19 protein-coding genes, 2 tRNA genes and 2 rRNA genes are annotated in these 25,207 nt (G+C 36.3%); 13 read left to right on the top strand and 10 right to left on the bottom strand.

Annotated features, from left to right (window positions below; genetic code table 11):
• Window positions 1-4: 4 nt before the first annotated feature.
• The 9 genes from N4T20_RS00240 to N4T20_RS00200 all read left to right on the top strand — a co-directional run bounded on the left by N4T20_RS00240 (window position 5) and on the right by N4T20_RS00200 (window position 9,060).
• A complete protein-coding gene (locus N4T20_RS00240; protein WP_260671175.1) occupies window positions 5-1,093 on the top strand; it encodes an LptF/LptG family permease in 1,089 nt (362 codons plus the stop codon).
• Window positions 1,080-1,970: a DMT family transporter gene (locus N4T20_RS00235; protein WP_260671174.1), complete on the top strand. Its 891-nt coding sequence runs from the start codon at window positions 1,080-1,082 to the stop codon at window positions 1,968-1,970. Before N4T20_RS00240 ends, N4T20_RS00235 begins: the two co-directional genes overlap by 14 nt.
• A gap of 112 nt (window positions 1,971-2,082) precedes the next feature.
• Window positions 2,083-3,036, top strand: a complete 954-nt coding sequence (locus tag N4T20_RS00230) for an acetyl-CoA carboxylase carboxyltransferase subunit alpha (protein ID WP_260671173.1) — start codon at window positions 2,083-2,085, stop codon at window positions 3,034-3,036.
• A 140-nt stretch (window positions 3,037-3,176) separates the two neighbouring features.
• Window positions 3,177-4,721: a replicative DNA helicase gene (dnaB, locus tag N4T20_RS00225; RefSeq protein WP_260671172.1), complete on the top strand. Its 1,545-nt coding sequence runs from the start codon at window positions 3,177-3,179 to the stop codon at window positions 4,719-4,721.
• Window positions 4,722-4,849: 128 nt separating this feature from the next.
• Window positions 4,850-5,200, top strand: coding sequence for a hypothetical protein (locus N4T20_RS00220; RefSeq protein ID WP_260671171.1), 351 nt, complete (start codon window positions 4,850-4,852; stop codon window positions 5,198-5,200).
• A gap of 15 nt (window positions 5,201-5,215) precedes the next feature.
• Window positions 5,216-5,851, top strand: coding sequence for a hypothetical protein (locus tag N4T20_RS00215; RefSeq protein ID WP_260671170.1), 636 nt, complete (start codon window positions 5,216-5,218; stop codon window positions 5,849-5,851).
• Between the two features lie 30 nt (window positions 5,852-5,881).
• A complete protein-coding gene (locus tag N4T20_RS00210; RefSeq protein WP_260671169.1) occupies window positions 5,882-6,673 on the top strand; it encodes a sensor histidine kinase in 792 nt (263 codons plus the stop codon).
• Between the two features lie 115 nt (window positions 6,674-6,788).
• The gene (locus tag N4T20_RS00205) at window positions 6,789-7,454 is read left to right on the top strand and encodes a response regulator transcription factor (protein ID WP_260671168.1); all 666 of its coding nucleotides are present in this window, start codon (window positions 6,789-6,791) and stop codon (window positions 7,452-7,454) included.
• A gap of 346 nt (window positions 7,455-7,800) precedes the next feature.
• The gene (locus tag N4T20_RS00200) at window positions 7,801-9,060 is read left to right on the top strand and encodes an asparagine synthetase B (protein ID WP_260671167.1); all 1,260 of its coding nucleotides are present in this window, start codon (window positions 7,801-7,803) and stop codon (window positions 9,058-9,060) included.
• Between the two features lies 1 nt (window position 9,061).
• Here the strand turns inward: N4T20_RS00200 and N4T20_RS00195 are convergent, their stop codons facing one another.
• From N4T20_RS00195 to thrS, 10 genes are all read right to left on the bottom strand, one after another.
• Window positions 9,062-9,865, bottom strand: a complete 804-nt coding sequence (locus N4T20_RS00195) for an endonuclease/exonuclease/phosphatase family protein (RefSeq protein WP_260671166.1) — start codon at window positions 9,863-9,865, stop codon at window positions 9,062-9,064.
• Between the two features lie 380 nt (window positions 9,866-10,245).
• Window positions 10,246-10,914 carry a response regulator gene (locus N4T20_RS00190; protein ID WP_260671165.1) on the bottom strand — a complete coding sequence of 223 codons (669 nt, stop codon included), beginning with the start codon at window positions 10,912-10,914 and terminating at the stop codon, window positions 10,246-10,248.
• 8 nt (window positions 10,915-10,922) lie between these two features.
• Entirely contained in the window at window positions 10,923-12,710 is a 1,788-nt protein-coding gene (locus N4T20_RS00185) for a tetratricopeptide repeat-containing sensor histidine kinase (RefSeq protein WP_260671164.1), read from the bottom strand.
• Window positions 12,710-14,488, bottom strand: coding sequence for a tetratricopeptide repeat-containing sensor histidine kinase (locus N4T20_RS00180; RefSeq protein WP_260671163.1), 1,779 nt, complete (start codon window positions 14,486-14,488; stop codon window positions 12,710-12,712). Before N4T20_RS00180 ends, N4T20_RS00185 begins: the two co-directional genes overlap by 1 nt.
• 110 nt (window positions 14,489-14,598) lie before the next feature.
• The gene (locus N4T20_RS00175; RefSeq protein ID WP_260671162.1) at window positions 14,599-15,033 is read right to left on the bottom strand and encodes a carboxymuconolactone decarboxylase family protein; all 435 of its coding nucleotides are present in this window, start codon (window positions 15,031-15,033) and stop codon (window positions 14,599-14,601) included.
• A gap of 105 nt (window positions 15,034-15,138) precedes the next feature.
• A complete protein-coding gene (locus N4T20_RS00170) occupies window positions 15,139-15,684 on the bottom strand; it encodes a Crp/Fnr family transcriptional regulator (RefSeq protein ID WP_260671161.1) in 546 nt (181 codons plus the stop codon).
• A gap of 134 nt (window positions 15,685-15,818) precedes the next feature.
• Entirely contained in the window at window positions 15,819-16,163 is a 345-nt protein-coding gene (rplT, locus tag N4T20_RS00165) for a 50S ribosomal protein L20 (RefSeq protein ID WP_008464948.1), read from the bottom strand.
• A gap of 175 nt (window positions 16,164-16,338) precedes the next feature.
• Complete coding sequence (gene rpmI / locus N4T20_RS00160) at window positions 16,339-16,536, bottom strand: 50S ribosomal protein L35 (protein ID WP_026727505.1); 198 nt, start codon at window positions 16,534-16,536, stop codon at window positions 16,339-16,341.
• A gap of 123 nt (window positions 16,537-16,659) precedes the next feature.
• Complete coding sequence (gene infC, locus N4T20_RS00155) at window positions 16,660-17,214, bottom strand: translation initiation factor IF-3 (protein WP_095931668.1); 555 nt, start codon at window positions 17,212-17,214, stop codon at window positions 16,660-16,662.
• Window positions 17,215-17,230: 16 nt separating this feature from the next.
• Entirely contained in the window at window positions 17,231-19,177 is a 1,947-nt protein-coding gene (thrS, locus tag N4T20_RS00150; RefSeq protein WP_260671160.1) for a threonine--tRNA ligase, read from the bottom strand.
• Window positions 19,178-20,232: 1,055 nt separating this feature from the next.
• On the opposite strand from thrS, the gene N4T20_RS00145 reads away from it, so the two are divergent.
• From N4T20_RS00145 to N4T20_RS00130, 4 genes are all read left to right on the top strand, one after another.
• Window positions 20,233-21,746: ribosomal RNA gene (locus tag N4T20_RS00145) — 16S ribosomal RNA — on the top strand.
• A 132-nt stretch (window positions 21,747-21,878) separates the two neighbouring features.
• Window positions 21,879-21,952: transfer RNA gene (locus tag N4T20_RS00140), tRNA-Ile, on the top strand.
• 109 nt (window positions 21,953-22,061) lie between these two features.
• Window positions 22,062-22,138 (top strand) — tRNA-Ala (locus N4T20_RS00135).
• 183 nt (window positions 22,139-22,321) lie between these two features.
• Window positions 22,322-25,204 (top strand): 23S ribosomal RNA (locus tag N4T20_RS00130).
• Together the 16S and 23S rRNA genes with 2 tRNA genes alongside form the textbook arrangement of a ribosomal RNA operon.
• Window positions 25,205-25,207: the final 3 nt, after the last annotated feature.

Genomic DNA, 25,207 nt, shown 5'->3' with positions numbered 1-25,207 from the left:
ATCTATGCTAACAATAATAGATAAATACATCTTAAAGAGATATCTAGGGACTTTCTCTGTCATGTTGCTTTTATTTGCGCCAATCGGAATTGTTATTGACGTTTCGGAAAAGGTGAATAAAATGCTTGAAAACAAGATTCCGTTTGGAGATATTGCTTTCTATTATTACAATTTTACCATTTACTTTATTAATTCCCTGTTTCCGATATTTTTGTTTTTGTCGGTAATCTGGTTTACATCAAAATTGGCCAATAATACTGAGATTATTGCTATTTTGAGTTCGGGAATTTCGTTTACACGTTTCTTGCGTCCTTATATTATAGGCGCAACAATTGTTTCGATCTTTGTATTGCTTATGGGATTTTTTATTGTTCCTGCAGCCAGTGAAGGTTATAATAATTTTAGATATACGTATCTGAAAGGAAACGGAAAAGAACTCATGCGAGGCGAAAACACTAATGTTTTCAGACAAATTAACGATCATGATTTTATTTTCGTAAACAGTTTTAATGAAGAATCTAAAACGGCTTTCAATTTTACTTTAGAGCATTTTGAAAAGGAAAAACTGACCTATAAAATCACAGCGAGCCGCATCAAATGGGATCCTAAAAAGAAGATTTACGTTTTATACGATTATACCAAAAGAACAGTAGGGGAGTTAAATGATGTAATCGAAAAGTACCCTGAAAGAAATGTGCCTTTTAAATTTGAATTGGCCGATTTAACGCCTGTAGTTTATATTGCCGAAACGCTGACTTTAGGTAAATTAATTGATTTTATTGAAAAAGAAAGAAAAAGAGGTTCAGGAAATATCAATACCTATTTGGTTGTTCTTTATAAAAAATATAGTATTCCGGTTTCGGCATTTATTCTGACGATTATTGCAGTTTCAGTTTCTTCTATGAAACGCCGTGGAGGAATGGGAATGAACCTTGCAATTGGAATTGCAATTGCGTTTTCATTTGTGTTTTTTGACAAAATCTTCGGTACGCTTGCCGAAAAATCTACATTCTCACCTTTATTAGCTGTTTGGTTCCCGAATATTGTTTTCGGAATCTTAGCAGTTTACTTATTACGTAATGCGAAACGATAATTTAAAAAGTTATTTAAATCTTCACTTAATTGTTTTTATCTGGGGTTTTACAGCCATTTTGGGCGCTTTAATTACAATTGATGCCGATAATCTGGTTTGGTACAGAATGCTGATTGCCATGATTTTTCTGGGCGGGTTTATTGCATTTAAAAAACAGTCTTTTCAAGTTCCTGTAAAAGAATTTTTCAAGCTGATTTTTGTCGGATTGCTGATTGCATTGCATTGGATTTTCTTTTTTAAGGCAATTCATGTTTCAAATGTCTCCATCACGCTTTCCATTTTTTCTTTAGGAGCTTTTTTTGCCTCATTATTAGAACCCTTGTTTTATGGTCGAAAAGTGCTTTGGTATGAAGTTTTCTTCGGACTCATAATTATTGCAGGTTTAGGATTGATCCTTCAGGTTGAAATAAAATACCTTACGGGTGTTTATTATGCCTTGGCAGCAATCATTTTAGGAGTTTTGTTTACTTTAATGAACGGGAAATTAATTTCAGACCACGAGCCTTCTGTAATTACATTTTATGAGTTTGGCGCAGGAGTTTTCTTTATCACGATTTATTTTTTGTTTCAAGGAAAATTCACTCCAGATTTCTTCCAAATGTCTTTAAACAATTGGGCTTTATTATTGATTTTGGCTTCAATCTGTACGGCTTATGCGTTTACCGCTTCGGTAAAAGTCATGCAGCGATTAACGCCCTATACTGTCATGCTAACGACTAATTTGGAGCCAGTTTACGGAATTGTATTGGCGTATTTTATCTTAGGCGGAAAAGAAAAAATGAGCGTCGAATTTTACATCGGAGCCGTTATAATAATCATAACAGTTATTTTAAACGGTGTATTCAAACATTATCAGAGTAAGAAAGAAAACTTGTAATAGATTACTTATTTTTAAATTACATTTTTATACTTTAAATAACAATTAACTTCGCCAATGATATAATATTTTTATATTTGCGGTTCGATTTACAAACAAAATTCAAAAATCCATGGAATATTTAGATTTTGAGCTTCCAATTAAAGAACTTGAAGAACAGTTAGAAAAGTGCGTTATTATTGGAAAAGAATCTGACGTTGACGTAACGCCAACGTGCAAGGAAATCAACAAAAAATTAGTAGAGACTAAAAAAGAAATATATAAAAACCTTACGGCTTGGCAGCGTGTGCAATTGTCAAGACACCCAAACAGACCTTATACTTTAGACTATATCAAAGCAATCTGCGGCGATACGTTCTTAGAACTTCATGGAGATAGAGGTTTTAAAGATGATAAAGCAATGGTGGGCGGTCTTGGTAAAATAAACGGACAATCGTTTATGATTATCGGTCAGCAAAAGGGAACTAATACAAAAACACGCCAATACCGTAATTTTGGTATGGCAAATCCTGAGGGATACCGTAAAGCTTTGCGTTTGATGAAAATGGCAGAGAAATTCGGAATTCCAGTTCTAACTTTGGTAGACACTCCGGGTGCATATCCAGGACTAGAAGCTGAAGAAAGAGGGCAGGGAGAAGCTATTGCTAGAAATATCTTCGAAATGGTTCGTCTGCAAGTGCCAATCATTACAATTATTGTAGGTGAAGGTGCTTCTGGTGGAGCTTTAGGAATTGGTGTTGGAGACCGTGTTTATATGTTGGAAAATACTTGGTACTCTGTAATTTCTCCAGAATCTTGCTCTTCTATCTTATGGAAAAGCTGGGAGTATAAAGAGCGTGCAGCAGAGGCATTAAAACTGACTTCTTCTGACATGAAAAAACAAAAACTTGTTGATGATGTGATTCCAGAACCGCTTGGTGGAGCGCATTATGACAGAGAAACTACTTTTAAAACAGTAGCGGAATATATTACAAAAGGATATAACGAATTGAAAGACTTATCAACAGCCGATTTAATTGCCCAAAGAATGGACAAATACAGTAATATGGGCGAGTTTAAAGAGTAAATTCATATAATATGATTAAAAATCCGAAGCCCTGCGGTTTCGGATTTTTTTTTGGTTATGAACAAATCGGTATTATTTATAAACAATTATTAGTTATAACTCGATAGCAGATTTTTTTTTAATTTTGCTACTTTCGCTATATGGAAAATTTCAAAAATTTAAACCCAGTTAAGGTCGACAAAACCACAATTATCAACTTAGAAAAAGGGAAATTGCCGCCACAAGCTCTTGATTTAGAAGAGGCTGTGCTTGGTGCAATGATGATTGATAAAAAAGGGGTTGATGATGTGATTGATATTTTGCAGCCTGATGCTTTTTACAAAGATGCTCACAAATATATTTTTGAAGCGATTTTACAACTTTTTACCGAAACTCAGCCAATCGATATCTTAACAGTTTCGACTCAGTTAAAGAAAAACGGAAAGTTGGATTTGGCGGGTGGAGATTTTTACTTGATACAGCTAACGCAAAAAATTGCTTCTTCGGCGCATATCGAATTTCACTCGCGTATCATTCTTCAAAAATTTATTCAAAGAAGTTTGATTAGAATTTCTTCAGAAATTATTGAAGCGTCCTATGATGAAAGTGCAGACGTTTTTGATTTATTGGATCAAGCTGAATCTAAATTATACGAAGTTACACAAGGAAATATCAAGCGTAGCTCTGAAACCGCACAGAGTTTGGTTCTACAAGCTAAGAAGAAAATTGAGGAGATTTCTAAAAAAGAAGGATTAAGTGGTGTAGAAACTGGTTTTCATAATCTGGATAAGCTAACCTCAGGATGGCAGCCGAGTGATTTAATTATTATCGCGGCGAGACCAGCGATGGGAAAAACGGCATTTGTACTTTCTATGGCTAGAAACATTGCTATACAATATGGTCATGGAGTTGCTTTATTTTCTCTGGAGATGGCATCTGTTCAGTTAATTACGAGGCTTATTTCTTCTGAAACAGGATTGTCATCAGAAAAATTGCGTACCGGAAAATTGGAAGCTCACGAATGGACAATGTTGAGTACTAAAGTAAAAGATTTGGAGAAAGCGCCTTTATTTATTGATGATACCCCTTCGCTTTCTATTTTCGACTTAAGAGCAAAATGCCGTCGTTTAGCGTCACAGCATGGTATTAAGATTATCATTATTGATTATTTGCAGTTGATGACTGCAGGAGGAAATGCTAAAGGAGGAGGAAATCGTGAGCAGGAAATTTCGACAATTTCCCGAAACTTAAAAGCTTTGGCAAAAGAACTTAACGTTCCGGTTATTGCACTTTCTCAGTTGTCGCGTGCTGTAGAAACGCGTGGTTCCAGTAAACGTCCATTGCTTTCGGATCTTCGTGAATCTGGAGCAATTGAGCAGGATGCCGATATCGTTTCGTTTTTATATCGACCAGAATATTACAAAATTGAAGAGTGGGATGATGAAGAGGCTTCGCCAACTGCTGGTCAAGCTGAAATTATGATTGCAAAACACCGTAATGGTGGTATTGAAAACATTCGTTTAAAATTCTTAGGACACCTAGGAAAATTTGATAATCTTGATGAATTTACGGGCAGTTATGATGATTTGCCTTCAAAAATGAATCACGATGATAATTCGTTTATTACTAATAATCTGCCTTCGGCCAACGAAGCGTTCGGAAGTAATTTAAATGATGACGATGACGACAGCGATGTTCCGTTCTAAAATATTAAAGCCTTATTTTTAAGGCTTTTTTTATGCATTAATGTTAATTCTTACAATAAAAATCAGTAGTTTAGCCAAACCAATTACAAACTAACAATTTTTTATTAACCAATTAACAAATTTAAATTATGAATGAAGAAACTTTTCCGGGACCTATTCAGATTCCTGTAGAAACCGCAAATGAGTGGGAAAAAAGATACGACGATGATAACGCTATCGAAGACTCTAAGAAAAAAGTAAAAGCTTTCCTAATACCAAGAAAAAGTTTGGAAAAAGTGCTTGACCTTGAAACAGAAGCTGTTTGGGCTTATTTAGGGATCAATGATCAAAAAGAAAAAACATTGCTTTTTGTAGGTGCCGAATATAATAAGGAAACTAAAAAATGGGATAATGTTTATGGAATCGGCGAAGGAATGGACGGTGAAGTAGGCGGAGGAGATGTCGTATATGATGGCGCAAGACCTAGCCCACCGTATTAATTAAAAGTTTTTAGAATGGATGATTTTTTAATATATTCAAGTTATTTGATTTTATTGATTAATCTTGTACTATATACATTTAGCTTTTTCCAAAAGGAAAAAGCTAATGTTTTTTTTGTCTCTTATTTGGCCTTTTCAACTGTGTTGCAATTTTCAATGGAGCTGGTGTATCACTTAGGTATGAATAATTTATTTCTCGTTAATATTTTTTTTATAGGCCAAATGATCATACTAGGACTTTTTTATAACTCACTATTTTATAACAAAGCTCAAAAAATTTTCGTCAAGGTTTCTTTATTAATTGCTTTGTTGATTTTATTAGTGCAATTCTTGATGGATTCGAGTCAGTTCTTAAAGTTTAATTTATTCGAAATTACTTTAACTTCCTTACTTATAGTTGTTTTTGCACTACTTCATTTTTATAATATGCTTACAGAAAACAAAAAGTATTATTATATCAGCATGGGAATAGTTTTTTATTTGCTGGCTAGTACGGTTTTGTTTTTAATTGGCAATCTTTCAACAGGATTAAGCGCTGATTTAAAGTATTTAAGCTGGCAGTTAAATGCTTTCTTGCTCATAGTCTATTACTTGATTATTTTATTTGAATGGAAAGTAAGTTTTTCGGAAAGCACAAGTCTCGAAAACTAGTTTGTAATTATATAAACGTAAAATAAAGATATGAATACAGGTCGCATTCCTGAGAAAGAACTCGTAGCCATAATATTATATATCTCTTTGTTTTTTATAATTGTTGCAGTCGCATTAATTATATTCTTTTATTTTTCTAGAAAAAAAATCATTCAGAAGGAATTAGAGAAAATAGATTTAATACTTCGGTATCAAAAAGAGCAATTGCACGCTATTATTGTAACGCAAGAAGAAGAACGCAAAAGAATTGCGCAAGATCTTCATGATGATATTAGTTCAAAATTAAATATAGTTTCTTTAAATAGCCATTTGCTTACGGCTCCAAATCTAACTGAAGCAGAAACGGCGGAGATTACAGAAAATATAATCAATTTGACTACCAAAGCTTTAGATAATTCTAGAAAAATAGCACATAATTTATTACCGCCTGTTTTCGAAAAATTCGGTTTGCACGCAGGCATAGAAGAATTATGCGGGGAATTTGAAAGCAGTAAATCAGTTAAGATCTATTACAAAAACGAGATTGATTTTGATGAAAAGGACATAGACAGGCATTTGCACGTTTTTAGAATTCTGCAGGAATTGATGAATAATTCCATTCGTCACGGAAAGGCGACAGAAATATGGATTTCTTTTTCTAATAATGACGGAACAAATACTTGTTATTATGAAGATAATGGCGTTGGCTTTGATTGCTCAAATGCAGAAAGCCAAAAAGGCTTAGGGATGAAAAATATTGATAGCCGAATATCATTTTTGGAAGGAACAATAGAAATTAACTCTGAAATTAATAACGGAATTGTTGTAAATTTTACTTTTTAGGTCGAATTAAGTGATTTATTAAGGTTTTTAGTCAATAAAATAAGGTATTTAGACTTTTTCTAATTCATATTTTGTAATTTCGGTATACCAAATTTAACGACCAAAAACAAATAAGATGAATGCTGCTATTAAAATTGCCCTAGTCGATGATGAAATTTTGTTTCGAAAAGGAATTTCTTTTTTACTACAGAGAGAAGAAAATATAGATGTTATTTTTGAAGCTTCAAATGGCGATGAGCTTATTTCGCAATTAAATGAAAGAGAAATAAAGCCAGACATTATAATAATGGACTTAAAGATGCCGGTCTTAAACGGAGTCGAAGCCACCAAAATTATTAAAAAACTGTTCCCCGATATTAAGATTATTGCGTTGACCAGCTACGACACAAAATCTTTTATTGCAAATATGATTCAAGTTGGCGCAGTAGCTTACTTAATAAAAAATACTACCCCAAAAGATTTGATTCATACAATTAACGAAGTTGCAAAGAAAGGATTCTATTATAATGAAAATGTTCTAAAAACAATTCAGGAAACCATAGTTTCTCCGAAAAATACAAGAGGCGGCTTAGAGACTAATTTTCTTTCACCGCGCGAAATCGAAATTTTACAATTAATCTGCCAACAGAAAACAACTGCAGAAATCGCAGAACATCTTTTCTTGAGTCCGAGGACCATAGAGGGGCATAGAAATAATTTATTGCTTAAAACAGAATCACGAAATATTGCAGGTTTGGTTGTGTATGCTATTCAGAATGAATTGGCTGTTTTGACAATCTAGAAAATTACGCTGTCAGAAATTGAATCGACAATACATAATACAATATGATTGTGATTACAAGGACGCATAGTCCTATTTTCTGAATTATATTCAGACCCTTTTGTTGGTTTTTGCTATCATTAAACTTCATAATGGTTATTATTTACAGCGATTAGTTCTATAAACCTGGGATAGCAAATTTATAGAGAATAATCTACCAAAGTATAGGTGTTTTTACCTGTTTTTTAATTGTTTATAATCATTCTTCATTGCAATTATTTTATTTAACATTCCATTATGCCACAAAAGGGGCGAAGCATTTATTTTTTGCAGTTACCTTTTATATCTTTACTAAAATAATTTTCTGATGAATAAGAGCTTATTCTACATTTTTATATTGCTAACTGCATTTAATGCAAGGGCTTCGTTTATCTTACTTCCGATGGATGAATCTACACAGCAAAATCATTTAAAGGCATACGGAATTACTTATTGGTGTTTGAGTAGAGATTATAAGGCGAGTTGGCTTTTAAATTACCGTGGAGGTTCTTTTTTGCTTCCTGACGCTGATGAAATTAGAAAAGAATGTAAAATAAGAGGTGTTAGTTTTGAAGTGATTTCAGATAGCGAACAAGCCTCTATATTGAATGAAATTTCGAGCCCTTCTCAGAATATGGAATCTGTAATTCTGGAAAAAGCTCCTAAAATAGCCGTTTATACTCCAAAAGGGAAACAGCCTTGGGATGATGCTGTGACTTTGGTTCTTACTTATGCCGAAATTCCTTTTACGCCAATTTATGACGAAGAAGTTTTAAGCGACCAATTATTAATGTATGATTGGCTGCATCTGCATCACGAAGATTTTACCGGGCAATACGGAAAATTTTATGCAGCTTACAAAAATACGCCTTGGTATATAGACCAGAAAAAAGATGCTGAAGCTTTGGCGGCAAAATTAGGATATGCAAAAGTGTCTCAAGAAAAAGGTGCAGTTGCAAAAAAAATTAGAGATTTTGTAATTGGCGGCGGGTTTATGTTTGCCATGTGCTCTGCGACAGATAGTTTTGATATTGCACTTGCTGCAGATGGCGTAGATATTTGTGAAACTATGTTTGACGGTGATCCAAGCGAATCGAATTATCAATCAAAATTAAATTATAATAATTCTTTTGCCTTTAAAAATTTTACTCTAGAAAGAAGGCCAGAAGTGTATGAATTTTCAGATATCGATATGACAACAAAAAGGAGAGTGTTGATGGAGAAAGATTATTTTACGCTAATGGAGTTTTCTGCCAAATGGGATCCGATTCCGAGTATGTTATGCCAAAATCATACGCAATTGGTAAAAGGCTTTATGGGACAGACGACTTCATTTGATACTTCATTGATAAAATCAAATATTCTCATTATGGGTACGTGCGAATTGAATGGAGAATCGAGATATATTCATGGAGAAAAAGGCAAGGGAATGTTTACTTTTTTTGGAGGACATGACCCAGAAGATTTTCAGCATCAGGTTGGAGACCCGCCAACGGTTTTAGATTTGCATCCGAATTCTCCAGGATACAGATTGATTTTGAATAATGTTTTGTTCCCGGCAGCTAGAAAAAAGAAGCTTAAAACCTAAATTAGTTTAAAGAAAATTCAAACCAAATCGGAATGTGGTCTGATATTTTTCGTGCTTCTTGGAGTGAATCAAAACCTTCATAAAATTTAATGATTCCAGAATTGATGACCTTTACATTTGCTGTATTGTAAAAGATATTATCAAATTCAGAGGCAAGGCAAACATTGTTTTTGCATTTATGTTTGAGAGTCGTTTTTTGATTTTTTAAAACAGGTGCATACCCCATTTTTTTTAACGGATTAAAAACAGAATGTTTTTCGGGGCAGTTGAAATCGCCTAAGAAAACGAGATTTAAATCTGGATATTCGTTTGGCAGAAATTTAAAATATTTGATTTCGGTTTCGGGCTGTTTTTTTTGCGTAATGGCATGAAAACTAACCAGTGTGATTGTTTTTTTGTTAATTTCAAATGTGGCAAAATAGGGCTCACGATCAATTTCTAAGTTAAATTTTCTCTCTAGCCAAGGTTTGCTTTTCAATTTAGCTTTATGAGTTTTCCAAATAAATGCATAACGTTCCGTTTTGTAACTGCTGCTAGAGGTAGGATCGCTTATTCTGTAATCCCATTTGTTTCCTTTTTCGTTAAGTAATTCTGCAAGCTTAGCAACGGTTTGCGCACCTCCATTACCAGCAACAACTTCTTGAATGGCAATGATATCATAGCTGGAAATTGTTTTGGCAATATTATTTAAAACGATATCAGATTTAGATTTTCCAAAGTTCTGAATATTCCAAGATAGGACTTTGGTTTGCGCAAAAGATAAAAATGTAACTAATAATAAGAGAAGGCTAAGATTTTTTTTCATGTAAAATTTAATGCAACTAAGATATAGATTTTCTCTTTCTGCAATAATTAAGCCTTACTTAAAACTGATTAATGTTTTTTATATCGATTTTTTAACGCTGTTCCAATAATGATAATTTGCAGCACTAACAATGCTGGAATAAATATTATTTTCCAATCGATCTCGAGCCAGCCCGTTTTTTCAGAAATAAGCGCGAAACTAATTGATAAAAAGAGACAAAGTAACATTGTTTTCATAATAATTTTGTTTTGTGTAGTATTAATTTTAGAGAAAATAATACTTGCTTTACTTTTTGGTTTCATTGGTAGGCTGTAGGTTATTACAAATTTAGAGGTCTAAAAAATGTAATCCTTACGGAAACCCGTAAAGCGTGATAAAAATTACACCAATCCGAAATCTTTTGCGATTGCAATCAAATGCACATTGTTGTTCGCTTTAAAGTAAATTTTCAATTTATTGATTCTTTTCTCGATACTGCTCGTTCCGTTTGGCGTTATAGACAAGTCTTTAAATTCTTTAGAAATGCTTTCTAAAATGTAGCCTTGTGATAAAAGCTTTAAAATTGAAATATCGTATGATTCTATTTCAATTAGAGACTTATCGTTGAAACTAAAAGACAAATCAGAAGAAAGTATTTTTTCTTCATTATTGAATGTGCTTTCAATAGCATTTCTTAACTCAGCAATACTATTTCTTCCTTTAGAAACATACGCATTGATGCCTAATTCATTAAAAAGAGTTTTAATTCTGTAGCTTTTGTCTTCTATAGAAAATACAATCTTTTTTAATTCTGGCTGTACATTATTTATAGCGCCAATAAGTTCATCACCGCTATTTAAATTTACCTTTCTATGATCAGATTTAAATGATAAATCGGTAATTAGTAAATCATATGGTTCTTTGTCTGCCACTGCCTTTTTTACTTTAAGCAAACCTTCGTCGCAATACTTCACGTGATGAATTACAGGAACTTGCAACTCTTCTAGCACTTGAACAACTGCAATGCTGATACTGTCTAGATCTTCGGCAACTAAAACTTTTTTAAACATATATTGTGTTATATTGGTAATTTGAAACTTATTTTAAAACCACTTTCTGAATTTGCGTCAAAATTAATTGTTCCTTTTATTGTTTCAATACGGTTTTCCACATTTTGTAGTCTTTTTTCTAAAATACTATTTTCTGAAGTAATCTCATTACTATTATCAGTGTAATAAATTACTAGGTTTTTGTCTATTTCCTTGGTAATAATGCTTACTAAACTCGAACTGTTAGATTTTTTCATGTGGAATAATAATTCTTGTAAAATTCGATAGAGTATTATTTTTTTATTCTTGTCAATTTTATTCCAAGGAATTGAATCAAAGCCATTGAGGATAATATTTACATTTTGAGTTTTGTATTCTGAAATCATTTCCTTTAATGCGCCCACGTATCGATCATCTGTGAGAACTTTGCTATTTTCTCTCGATATGTTTCTAGTTTTCGAATAAATGCTATTTAAACTATTGAGCAGTTTTTCTTTATTGCATTTGTCTTCTAGATTATAATCCTGAATAAATAATAATGTCTCATATATGTTTGAGTTAAGTTCACTATGCAATTTCTGAGATATTCTCATTTCACTTTTAAGCATAATGTCGTTTTTTTCCCGTTTGCCTTTCGTAGTGATATAAAATATTAAAAAAAGGATAATAAATAGACTTAAAGAAATTACGACGTAAGAAATATAGCTTCTGTTTTTTTGTCTTTGCAATTGTAATTCTCTCTCTGCTTTTTGATTTTTGAGTTCAAAGTTTTCTTCTTTATCTTTCTTTGAGTCGTATATGACGTCAGCAAATTGATTTTTTGCCGTTTTTCTGCTTAAATAGAGGCTATCATTTTTTCGAGTATAAATTTTCCAGTATTTTTTTGCATTTTCGGCCTTGTCCATCTCAAGTAGATCGGCTAATCTGTCGATTTCATTCCCAGCTGATTTTGCTCGTTTTGCAGCATGATATGATTGCTCCGCATAAAATTTTTTAAGTTCTGGATTATAATATTTTGAATAATAAAGATAATAGCCAAAATAGTTGGCAATTAGCTCAAAATCATTATTGTATGGAATAGTTAATTCCAAACTTTCGTCAAGACATTTTAAAGCTTGTTCTTTATGGTTTCCAAGGCCTATGTACGCGAGAGCTAAATTATACAACATACCTGAACGTACAATGTTTGTATTTGAAGGTGTAACTTTATCTACAATTTTGTACTTGGATATTGGTTCTAATATATCTTTTGCTTCTTGGAATTTTTTTTGTTGGACATAAACAAATGCAATTTCAGATAATATTCGCGCTTTTCTAAATGTGGATATTGCTGTTTTTAATGCTTTTCTATGGTAATAAAGCGCTTTTTCGTTATTATAAGTATAAAAATAGTTGAAAGCCATAAACGTGTAAGCATTAATGGCATATTTTTTACTAGATGTTTTTTCTAAATAAGGAAATGCTTTTATAAGGTTAGTTTCCGCTTCATAAAAATTGCCATATCGTTGCAAGATTTCGACCATGTAGTTTAATGAACCAACATATTCATCTGCATAATCTTCTTTCGGATCACATAGCAATTGTGTTTTGTTGAAGTAAAAATAGGCACTGTCATATTTTCCGGCATCAAAAAAAACATGAGCTTTTTCTAATGTTTTTTTTATTTTAATTGATAGATCGATTTTAGGAAGTTTTTTTTGCTGTTTTTTTGTTTCAGAAAACTGTACGAAAAAAAGTGCAGCTAAGATCACACAAATGATCAGCAAACAAAAAAGAATAATTTTCTTTTGAAAAAAGCGGAGCAAGTTTTTAATCATTATACTGGGAATTTAATTAAAAGCTTAAAACCTTTTCCAAAATCTGAATGAATTTCAACCTCACCTTTTATAGCTCGAATTCGATTTTCAATATTATGCAAACCATTTTTATGAACCATTTTGCTTGAATCAATTCCTTTTCCGTTGTCGGTATAATTAATTATAATAGTGTTGTTTCTCTTTTTAAAAGTGATGGCAACTAAAGTGGCGTCACTATGTTTTTTCATGTTGACCAGCAATTCTTGGATGATTCTGTACACAGATGTTTTTTTAATTTCATCCAACTGATTCCATGAAATTTCATCTAATCCATTTATTAGTAAGTTTATTTTAGGCGTATTAAACCCGGAAATCATTTCTTTAAGTGAAATTGTAAAATTTTGATTGCCTAAAATTGGATTGTTTTCTTTTGATACATCCCGTGTTCGAGAATAAATATCATCTAGTTTTTTCAATAAGTGGCTTCGGTTTTCTTCAGCAGAAAGATTTCTATTCTCAACAAAAGCCAGTGTATGATAAATGTCATTAGCCAGTTCGTCATGCAGTTTTTTTGAAATTCTAGTTTCGCTTTGATAAGCTGCTTCAATTTTTTGACGATTATTTCGTGCATTTAAATAGTAATAAACAAATACAATCAAGCATGATACTAAAATAATGATGATATATGAGATAATATTTTTACTTTCCTGTTTTTCTAATTGAAGTTCGTTTTTGATTTTTTGAGCCTTTAATTTTAAGTTTTCCTCTTTCTCCCTTTTAGAATCATATTTCATTTTTGCAAATTGATTTTTTGCTTTTTGTCTGAAGGCATAAATGCGATGATTCTCTTTTATATAAAGAAGAGCCTTTTCTTTTATCTCAGCGGGAGAATTAGTGTTTTCTATAATAAATTTTAATGCAAGTAAGCGATTATTGCTATTGTCAGATAATGTGTAGTTTTTGTAGCTTAATTTGGCATACATCATCGCTAAAGACTTATTGTTGTGATAATATTGGGCAAGATTATAATACGTTTTGCCTAAACCATCTTCATTCTTTGCCTCAGAGTTTATTTGTATGCTCTTTTCAAAAAAAGCCAAAGCTTTCCCATTCTTGAGTTTGAAATAACAAAGACCGATATAATCTAGTACTTTGGCATAATATATTGGCTTTTCCTGTACAATTTTTTCTTTGCTTATGGATAAGAAAATTTGCAGTGCTTTATTGTATTTACCTTGGTCAAGATAAATAGTAGCGATATTGTTTTTTGCTTCAAGTATATTGATTCTGTCTACCTTCAGAGCAAATGCTTTGGAGTAATAGTAAATAGCATTTGGATAATCGTAAGTATAATAATAGTTTCTGCCCAAAACACTGTAAATGTTCCATACGTGATTTGGATCGTTTATTTTCTTTAAATAAGGAACTGTTTCTGTTGCTGTCTTAGTGCTTCCAATAAAATCTTCGTGGTCTTGCTGAATTTCGGCCATATAGTACATACAATAAACATAGCTTTTGGCATCTTCATTAGGATTGCATTTTGTTCTTGCTCTGTTGTAAAAATAAAATGCACTATCAAACTTTTTATTTTTGTAGAATGAATCAGCTGCATTTATATTCTTTTCGATTTCGACCTTATTATTTGTAGTATCTGCCGTAAAGTTTTTTCTTTTCTGACAGGCAAAAAAAAGCGTAAAAATTAGAATTATGTATAGTGAAAATTGTATTCCTTTTGGTTTCATGCGCCAAAAATAAATAATTCCAGAAACCATGAAAGAGTATAAATACGGTATTTTCAATTATTTTCATTTTTTCTTTTTTTTAATTCTGATTATTAAATAAATACGAAAAGCCCTTTTTTTATAAGGGCTTCAAAGCGTTATGAGCTTGTAAATATTCTCTTTATAAATTATTCTGCTCTCATTCCGGTTGTAATTCCGATTCTGTTCCAAGCATTAATTGTGATGATCGCTAAAATGATTTCGGCAAGGTATTTTTCATCAAATAATTTGGCTGCATTTTGATAAACTTCTTCAGAAACGTGATTGCTTATTAAAGTAATTTCTTCAGTCAAAGCTAATATTGCTTTTTCTTCTTCAGAATAAAAATCGGCTTCTCGCCACGCGCTTAGCAGATATATGCGCTCCTCTGTAACCCCTAGTTTTCTGGCATCGGCAGTATGCATTTTGATACAATAAGCACAGCCATTGATTTGTGAGGCGCGAATTTTAATCAATTCTTTATGAACAGGAGTTAATGAAGTTGAAGAAATATATTTTTCTAAACCTAACATGGCTTGATAAGCTTCTGGAGCAACATTCGGGATAACGATTCTTGGTTTCATTTTTATATGTTTTAAAAGTTCATTACAAAGGTCAGTAATGTATGCTTTTAAAAACTTGAACTACTTCAAGAAATTCAAATCAGACTTTTCCGGCTCTTATTTTACTCATAAATTCAGCCGAAAATCTAAATAGGAAGCAAGCATATATTGCGGAACGCGCTGAACAAATTCAGGGAAATGGTCATTAAAATGATGGTATCTTTCTTCAGCAGACATCGTAAACAAGAATTTAATTCGCATTTGCATCGCACCGAAGCTTTTTTGAGTAACGATTCTAAAGTATCTTTCAAGATTTGGAATTTCAATCAGGAGCGACTCTAAAACCGTTTTATCGAGAGCAATAACTTCTGAGTTTTCAACTGCCTGCAAATAAAAACTAGATGGTGTATGATTATGATAGCTCAAATAATCGGTTATCCACCAGTTTTCAATGCCAAATTGAAGAGTTTGTTCTGCACCTTTAGAATTAATGATATACTGGCGCATACATCCTTTTGCGATAAAATACATTGTATTGCATATTTGCCCTTCCTGCAATGCATGATCTTTTTTCTTAATCCGCGAGATAGCAAGACAAGACTCCAGCAAATCAATCTCAGAAAGCTCTAGATTAATAAACTTTTGAATATGATGGATAAGCGCGTTCTGCATTTTAAAGAAAGTTAATTATAGTAAATGTAATTTATTATTTGGTAAAGATTGTCGTAAAAACAAAAAACCATCCGAATTAACGGATGGTTTTTTTATAATAAGTAAGTAATCTTAAATTGAGTTTATAAAACGTTTTATTTTACTTTATTAAGAATAGCTTTGAAAGCTTCTGGGTGGTTCATAGCTAAATCTGCAAGAACTTTACGGTTCAATTCGATTCCATTAGCTTTAACTTTACCCATGAATTGAGAATAAGACATTCCCTCTAATCTAGCTCCAGCGTTGATACGTTGAATCCATAATGAACGGAAATTTCTTTTATTCTGTTTTCTGTCACGGTAAGCGTAGCTCATCGCTTTCTCTACCGCGTTCTTAGCAACTGTCCAAACGTTTTTACGTCTACCAAAGAAACCTTTGGCTTGCTTCATTATTTTTTTTCTTCTTGCTCTTTTAGCAACTGAATTTACCGATCTTGGCATAATTTTAATGTTTTTTTGTAGCAGGCGTCCTGAATTGAATCAAAGGAACTTAAAGCCATACTCCAAGGTTATATAAATAATTTTTTAACCTAAAGAAGATCTTTAGTCAAATGTCGAAAGCCAAATGTTGAAAGAAAATTTCTTTTGACTTTAGGACTTTCTAACTTTAGACTTATTAGATAATTCTTAATTGTTGTTTGATGCTTTTCATATCTGTTTGGTGAACTAGCGCTGAGTGTGTCAAAGCTAATTTACGTTTTTTAGATTTTTTAGTCAAGATGTGACTTTTAAAAGCATGCTTTCTTTTAATCTTTCCAGAGCCAGTAACTTTAAAACGTTTCTTAGCGCTAGATTTTGTTTTCATTTTAGGCATTTTTCCTAGTGTTTTAATTTATTCTTACTTACTTATATTTTTTAAGCTTTAGGCTTTAGGCTGTAAGCTTTAGGCAAATGTTTTTTGCTTAAAGCTTACAGCTTATTGCTTAAAGCCAAATAATTATTTTTTCTTTTTAGGAGCAATGAACATAATCATTCTCTTTCCTTCCAAAACTGGCATAGCCTCAACTTTACCGTGTTCCTCTAAATCTTGAGCAAGACGTAATAATAGAATCTGACCTTGATCTTTGTAAATGATAGAACGTCCTTTGAAGAAAACGAAAGCTTTTAATTTAGCTCCTTCTTTTAGGAATTTTTCAGCGTTCTTTCTTTTAAACTCATAATCATGCTCATCTGTCTGAGGACCAAAACGAATTTCTTTTACAACAACTTGAGATGATTTAGCTTTAAGTGCTTTATCACGCTTCTTTTGTTCGTAAACAAATTTCTTGTAATCCATGATTTTGCAAACCGGCGGTTCCGCATTTGGCGAAATTTCAACTAGATCCAATTCAAATTGATCAGCTAAACGTAACGCATCAGCGATTTTAAAAACTCCAGGTTCAATGTTTTCACCTACAAGACGTACTTCAGGAACACGAATAAGATTGTTTATTCTGTGCGCATCTTTTTTTTCTACTCGAGGTTGAAAACCTCTGTTACTTTTTATTGCTATGACTTTCTAATTTAAGTTAAACTGTAAATACTTTTAATGTCTTTTTTATTTCTTCGTCTACAATCGAAGCAAATTCTTCGATAGAAACTGTGATATTGCCTTTTCCTTCTTGCCCGTGACGACGAATAGAAATCGTACCGTTTTTCTCTTCTTCCTCACCAACGATAAGCATAAATGGAATTTTCTGCATTTCTGCATCTCTAATTTTCTTACCGATAGTTTCATTTCGGTTGTCAATTAGGGCGCGAATTTCGTGATTTTCTAGCAAATCTAAAACTTTTTTAGCATAATTTTCGTATTTCTCGCTCAAAGACAAGATAATAGCTTGCTCAGGCATTAGCCAAAGTGGGAAATTTCCTGCGGTATGTTCTAGTAAAATCGCTATAAAACGTTCCATAGATCCAAAAGGAGCTCTGTGGATCATAACAGGGCGATGTAATTCATTATCAGCGCCTTTGTATGTCAATTCAAAACGCTCTGGCAAATTGTAATCTACCTGAATCGTTCCTAATTGCCATTGTCTTCCCAAAGCATCTTTTACCATAAAATCTAGTTTCGGACCGTAAAATGCAGCTTCACCATATTCTACAACAGTATTAAGACCTTTGTCTTTTGCTGCATTAATGATAGCATTTTCAGCCTTTTCCCAGTTTTCATCTGTACCAATATACTTGTCTCTATTTTCCTGATCTCTCAATGAAATCTGAGCGGTGAAGTTTTCAAAACCTAACGAACCAAATACATATAGTACAAGGTCAATTACTTTTTTGAACTCTTCATCCAACTGCTCTGGAGTACAGAAAATATGTGCATCATCCTGAGTAAATCCTCTAACACGAGTTAAACCATGTAATTCGCCAGATTGCTCATATCTGTAAACAGTACCAAATTCAGCATATCGCTTAGGTAAATCTTTATATGACCAAGGTCTTACATTGTAAATCTCACAGTGGTGAGGACAGTTCATTGGTTTTAGTAAAAATTCTTCACCCTCAGCAGGAGTATGAATTGGTTGGAAACTGTCAGCTCCATATTTCGCATAGTGCCCAGAAGTAACATAAAGCTCTTTCTGTCCAATATGTGGACTCACAACTTGCTCGTATCCAGCTTTCTTCTGAGCTCTTTTTAAAAATTGCTCCAAGCGATCTCTTAATGCAGCTCCTTTTGGCAGCCATAAAGGCAGTCCTTGACCTACTTTTTGAGAAAAAGCGAATAATTCAAGTTCTTTTCCTAATTTACGGTGATCACGGCGTTTTGCCTCTTCAAGAAGTTCAAGATATTCAGTTAAATCTTTTTGCTTAGGGAAAGAAGTTCCGTAAACACGAGTTAACTGTTTATTTTTCTCGTCACCTCTCCAGTAAGCACCAGCAACGCTCATAATTTTCACAGCTTTGATAATTCCAGTGTTTGGAATATGTCCGCCACGGCATAAATCAGTAAAAGTTGAGTGGTCGCAGAATGTAATAGTTCCATCTTCAAGGTTTGAAATCAATTCAGTCTTGTAAACGTTATCTTTATACATCTCCAATGCTTCCGCTTTAGTTACCGGACGCATTTTAAAGTCAAACTTTCCTCTTGCAATTTCAAGAATACGATCTTCGATTTTTTTGAAATCAGCCTCAGAAATTTTCTGATCTTCAAAATCTACATCATAATAAAACCCATTAGCAATTGCTGGTCCTAGAGTTAATTTAATTCCAGGGTACAATTCCTCAAGCGCTTGAGCCATTACGTGCGAAGTTGAATGCCAGAAAGCTTTTTTACCTTCAGCATCATTCCAAGTATATAATATAAGATTACCGTCGGTCGTTAATGGAGTTTCGGTTTCAATAGTTGTACCATTAAAAGATGCAGAAATAACATTTCTTGCAAAACCTTCGCTAATGTTTTTAGCGACCTCCATTGGAGTTACGCCCGAAGCGAACTCTCTAATTGACCCATCGGGTAAAGTAATCTTGATCATTGTTTATAATTTTGTGAATGCAAATATACATGATTACAAAAATACATACAATATATATGTACAAGATTACTTTATTATAATAAGTATGTTTTCTTGCGCTACATATATAAGAGCAATTCGCTTTTACAACCCGACAGGTTTTGAAAACCTGTCGGGTTTATTTGTATAGGTATGTTCGCAATCAAATTCCCGTTTTTCTGTAGAGACGCACTGCAGTGCGTCTTATGCTCGACATATATAAGGGTGGTTTTTGAAATTAGGTTTTTTCAGGAGCTGTTTCCCGCTATGCGCTGCAATCTTTTTGGGCCGAAACCCGGCCCAAAAAGGATTTCTCCCGAGGCTTCGGGACTATCGGGGCTAAAAATGCGGTTTCAGGAGAGGCGTTTGGGGAAATGGAAGATTTCGAAATCATGAAAAAACTTTTGAAAAAGGCGCCAAATGCTGAAAATCCGATAAAAACTGATGCCGGGAAGTATGGCAAAATAAGAAAATGCCAGCCATTCCAAGAAAAACCTTACGCGCTATGAAAAATATCCAGAGTGTAAACTCCGTGTTATGAGAAGGTTAGGAAAAAAGCGGAAAAAAGATTTAAAATAATCGTTGAAAAGAGTTGGAAAAGCGGAAAAAGGCGCTACTTTTGCACCCGCAACAGCGAAAAACGCTCTTAGAAATTCCGGCAGCTTCAGAAGATCAGCGAAAAGAAATTTTCGAAAAAAAAGATTGGAAAAAGCTTGCGGGAAAAGAAAAAGCTTTTTACATTTGCACCCCGCAAAACGCGGAAAGTCCATTGAAAGATCGGAAGGGGAATTGGAAAAGTGAGGCGAAAAAAAGCTTCAAAAATTTTTTAAATTTTTCTTGCAGGAAACAAAAAGAATTTTTAGTTTTGCACCCGCTTTGAAACACAAGTGGAATACAGAAGAAACAACGTTCGTAGACATATTGAATTGACAGCCGTCTTATCTTAAAGATAAGACAACAAAAGAATAAGAGTAATGGAATCGAGAGATTCGAAAAGAACCGATAGAAGAGGCATCGATAATATAATATTAAAATATACGATGAAGAGTTTGATCCTGGCTCAGGATGAACGCTAGCGGCAGGCTTAACACATGCAAGTCGAGGGGTATGCCGATTTATCGGCAGAGACCGGCGCACGGGTGCGTAACGCGTATGCAATCTGCCTTCCACAGAGGGATAGCCCAGAGAAATTTGGATTAATACCTCATAGCATCATGTTCCGGCATCGGGATATGATTAAAGTCACAACGGTGGAAGATGAGCATGCGTCCCATTAGCTAGTTGGTAAGGTAACGGCTTACCAAGGCTACGATGGGTAGGGGTCCTGAGAGGGAGATCCCCCACACTGGTACTGAGACACGGACCAGACTCCTACGGGAGGCAGCAGTGAGGAATATTGGTCAATGGACGCAAGTCTGAACCAGCCATGCCGCGTGCAGGATGACGGTCCTATGGATTGTAAACTGCTTTTGTACGGGAAGAAACACTCCTACGTGTAGGAGCTTGACGGTACCGTAAGAATAAGGATCGGCTAACTCCGTGCCAGCAGCCGCGGTAATACGGAGGATCCAAGCGTTATCCGGAATCATTGGGTTTAAAGGGTCTGTAGGCGGTCTTGTAAGTCAGTGGTGAAAGCCCATCGCTCAACGGTGGAACGGCCATTGATACTGCTGGACTTGAATTACTGGGAAGTAACTAGAATATGTAGTGTAGCGGTGAAATGCTTAGAGATTACATGGAATACCAATTGCGAAGGCAGGTTACTACCGGTGGATTGACGCTGATGGACGAAAGCGTGGGTAGCGAACAGGATTAGATACCCTGGTAGTCCACGCCGTAAACGATGGATACTAGCTGTTGGTGGCAACATCAGTGGCTAAGCGAAAGTGATAAGTATCCCACCTGGGGAGTACGAACGCAAGTTTGAAACTCAAAGGAATTGACGGGGGCCCGCACAAGCGGTGGAGCATGTGGTTTAATTCGATGATACGCGAGGAACCTTACCAAGGCTTAAATGCAGACTGACCGATTTGGAAACAGATCTTTCGCAAGACAGTTTACAAGGTGCTGCATGGTTGTCGTCAGCTCGTGCCGTGAGGTGTCAGGTTAAGTCCTATAACGAGCGCAACCCCTGTTGTTAGTTGCCAGCGAGTGATGTCGGGAACTCTAACAAGACTGCCAGTGCAAACTGTGAGGAAGGTGGGGATGACGTCAAATCATCACGGCCCTTACGCCTTGGGCTACACACGTGCTACAATGGCCGGTACAGAGAGCAGCCACCTCGCGAGGGGGAGCGAATCTATAAAGCCGGTCACAGTTCGGATCGGAGTCTGCAACTCGACTCCGTGAAGCTGGAATCGCTAGTAATCGGATATCAGCCATGATCCGGTGAATACGTTCCCGGGCCTTGTACACACCGCCCGTCAAGCCATGGAAGCTGGGGGTGCCTGAAGTCGGTGACCGCAAGGAGCTGCCTAGGGTAAAACTGGTAACTAGGGCTAAGTCGTAACAAGGTAGCCGTACCGGAAGGTGCGGCTGGAACACCTCCTTTCTAGAGCCTGAAATGTTAGCCGGAAGGCACGTTTGGGAAATGGGATGCCAAGACTGCAGGTTTTGGATCTTGAAATTGCATTACTCTTGCTGTTAATTTAAAGAAATAAACTTTTAAGTAAAAAAAAAACAGAGTCTCGTAGCTCAGCTGGTTAGAGTACTACACTGATAATGTAGGGGTCGGCAGTTCGAGTCTGCCCGGGACTACTTTTTAAAGCTTAAAGAGAAGGAAATTCTGGATGCTGGGATTCGCCAAAAGAAATTAGAGAAGAATAAGAAATCTAAAATCTGAATTCAAAAATCTAAAATTGAAAATGGGGGATTAGCTCAGCTGGCTAGAGCGCCTGCCTTGCACGCAGGAGGTCAACGGTTCGACTCCGTTATTCTCCACCAAGGGCTATAAGCTATAAGCTGTAGGCCGTAAGCTGAGAAAGCCTAAAGCATACTGCTTTAAGCCTAAAGCATAAGAAAGTTCATTGACATATTGGGATAAGAAAATAATAAGAAAGTAGAAAGCGTTTTTATTAGCGATAATAAAAACAAAGAAAAACGGTCATAAATGATTTTATGATTGGTGCAATAAGCAAAATAAGGGCGCATGGGGAATGCCTAGGCTCTCAGAGGCGATGAAGGGCGTGATAAGCTGCGAAAAGCTGCGGGGACGGGCACACACCGACTGATCCGCAGATACCCGAATGGGGCAACCCGCTATATTGAAGATATAGCACACCGATAGGTGGGCAAACCCGCTGAACTGAAACATCTAAGTAGGCGGAGGAGAAGAAAACAAAAGTGATTCCGTAAGTAGTGGCGAGCGAACGCGGATTAGCCCAAACCAGAGCTGTTACGGCAGTTGTGGGGTTGTAGGACCGCGATATTTCATGCATAAGGAACCGGAAGCTTCTGGAAAGGAGCGCCATAGAGGGTGACAGCCCCGTACGGGCAACAAATGTAATGGATAGCGGTATCCTGAGTAGGGCGGGGCACGTGAAACCCTGTCTGAATTCGGCGGGACCATCCGCTAAGGCTAAATACTCCTGAGAGACCGATAGTGAACCAGTACCGTGAGGGAAAGGTGAAAAGAACCGTGAATAACGGAGTGAAATAGATCCTGAAACCATGCGCCTACAAGCGGTCGGAGCCCTTTAGTGGGGTGACGGCGTGCCTTTTGCATAATGAGCCTACGAGTTAACGCTGCTGGCAAGGATAAGTGGTTAAGCCATGGATCCGCAGCGAAAGCGAGTCTGAATAGGGCGCTTTAGTCAGTAGTGTTAGACGCGAAACCGTGTGATCTACCCATGGGCAGGTTGAAGCTGTGGTAACACACAGTGGAGGACCGAACCGGTTGACGTTGAAAAGTCTTCGGATGACCTGTGGGTAGGGGTGAAAGGCCAATCAAACTCGGAAATAGCTCGTACTCCCCGAAATGCATTTAGGTGCAGCGCATAAATAAGTTATATAGAGGTAGAGCTACTGATTGGATGCGGGGGCTTCACCGCCTACCAATTCCTGACAAACTCCGAATGCTATATAATGTTTCTATGCAGTGAGGGCTTGGGTGCTAAGGTCCAAGTCCGAGAGGGAAAGAACCCAGACCATCAGCTAAGGTCCCCAAATATATGCTAAGTTGAAAGAACGAGGTTTGTCTGCCCAGACAGCTAGGATGTTGGCTTGGAAGCAGCCATTCATTTAAAGAGTGCGTAACAGCTCACTAGTCGAGCGGACGAGCATGGATAATAATCGGGCATAAGCATATTACCGAAGCTATGGATTTGCATGTATTTGCAAGTGGTAGGGGAGCATTCTGACAGGGCAGAAGGTATTCCGTAAGGGGTGCTGGACCGGTCAGAAAAGAAAATGTAGGCATAAGTAACGATAATGCGGGCGAGAAACCCGCACACCGAAAAACTAAGGTTTCCACAGCTATGCTAATCAGCTGTGGGTTAGTCTGGACCTAAGGCGAACCCGAAAGGGACAGTCGATGGCCAACGGGTTAATATTCCCGTACTTCTTATTGCTGTGATGGGGTGACGGAGTGATGAAAGCGCCGCGAACTGACGGAATAGTTCGTTAAAGCACCTAGCTATATCTTTTATAGGCAAATCCGTAGAAGATGGCGAAATGCGATAGTACTCGGAGTCTTCGGACAAAGAGATAGTGCGCCTAAGGGCTTCCAAGAAAAACCTCTAAACTTCAGGCAGTAAGAACCAGTACCGTAAACCGACACAGGTAGTTGAGGAGAGAATCCTAAGGTGCTCGAGAGATTCATGGCTAAGGAATTAGGCAAAATAGACCTGTAACTTCGGGAGAAAGGTCGCCCCGAGCAATCGGGGCCGCAGTGAAGAGGTCCAGGCGACTGTTTATCAAAAACACAGGGCTCTGCAAAATCGCAAGATGAAGTATAGGGCCTGACACCTGCCCGGTGCTGGAAGGTTAAGAGGAGATGTTATCTTCGGAGAAGCATTGAATTGAAGCCCCAGTAAACGGCGGCCGTAACTATAACGGTCCTAAGGTAGCGAAATTCCTTGTCGGGTAAGTTCCGACCTGCACGAATGGTGTAACGATCTGGACACTGTCTCAGCCATGAGCTCGGTGAAATTGTAGTAACGGTGAAGATGCCGTTTACCCGCAGTGGGACGAAAAGACCCTGTGCACCTTTACTATAGCTTAGTATTGACCTTGGATAAATGATGTGTAGGATAGGTTGGAGACTATGAAGCGGCGTCGCCAGGCGTTGTGGAGTCATTGTTGAAATACAACCCTTTGTTTATCTGAGGCCTAACCCCGCGATGTGGGGGACAGTGCTTGGTGGGTAGTTTGACTGGGGTGGTCGCCTCCAAAAGAGTAACGGAGGCTTCTAAAGGTTCCCTCAGTACGCTTGGTAACCGTGCGTAGAGTGCAATGGCATAAGGGAGCTTGACTGAGAGACATACAGGTCGATCAGGTACGAAAGTAGAGCATAGTGATCCGGTGGTTCCGCATGGAAGGGCCATCGCTCAAAGGATAAAAGGTACGCCGGGGATAACAGGCTGATCTCCCCCAAGAGCTCATATCGACGGGGGGGTTTGGCACCTCGATGTCGGCTCGTCACATCCTGGGGCTGGAGAAGGTCCCAAGGGTTGGGCTGTTCGCCCATTAAAGTGGCACGCGAGCTGGGTTCAGAACGTCGTGAGACAGTTCGGTCTCTATCTACTGCGGGCGTTAGAAATTTGAGTGGATCTGATTCTAGTACGAGAGGACCGAATTGGACAAACCTCTAGTGTATCTGTTGTCCCGCCAGGGGCACCGCAGAGTAGCTACGTTTGGAAGGGATAAGCGCTGAAAGCATATAAGCGCGAAACCCACCACAAGATGAGATTTCTTTTAAGGATCGTGGAAGATGACCACGTTGATAGGCTACAGATGTAAAGGCAGTAATGTCACAGTCGAGTAGTACTAATAATCCGTAAGCTTATGCACAGA

The organism is Flavobacterium sp. TR2 (assembly GCF_025252405.1).
Lineage (GTDB): Bacteria > Bacteroidota > Bacteroidia > Flavobacteriales > Flavobacteriaceae > Flavobacterium.
Note: the sequence above shows the minus strand (reverse complement) of the source record. Positions and strands in the feature narration are given on the sequence as shown.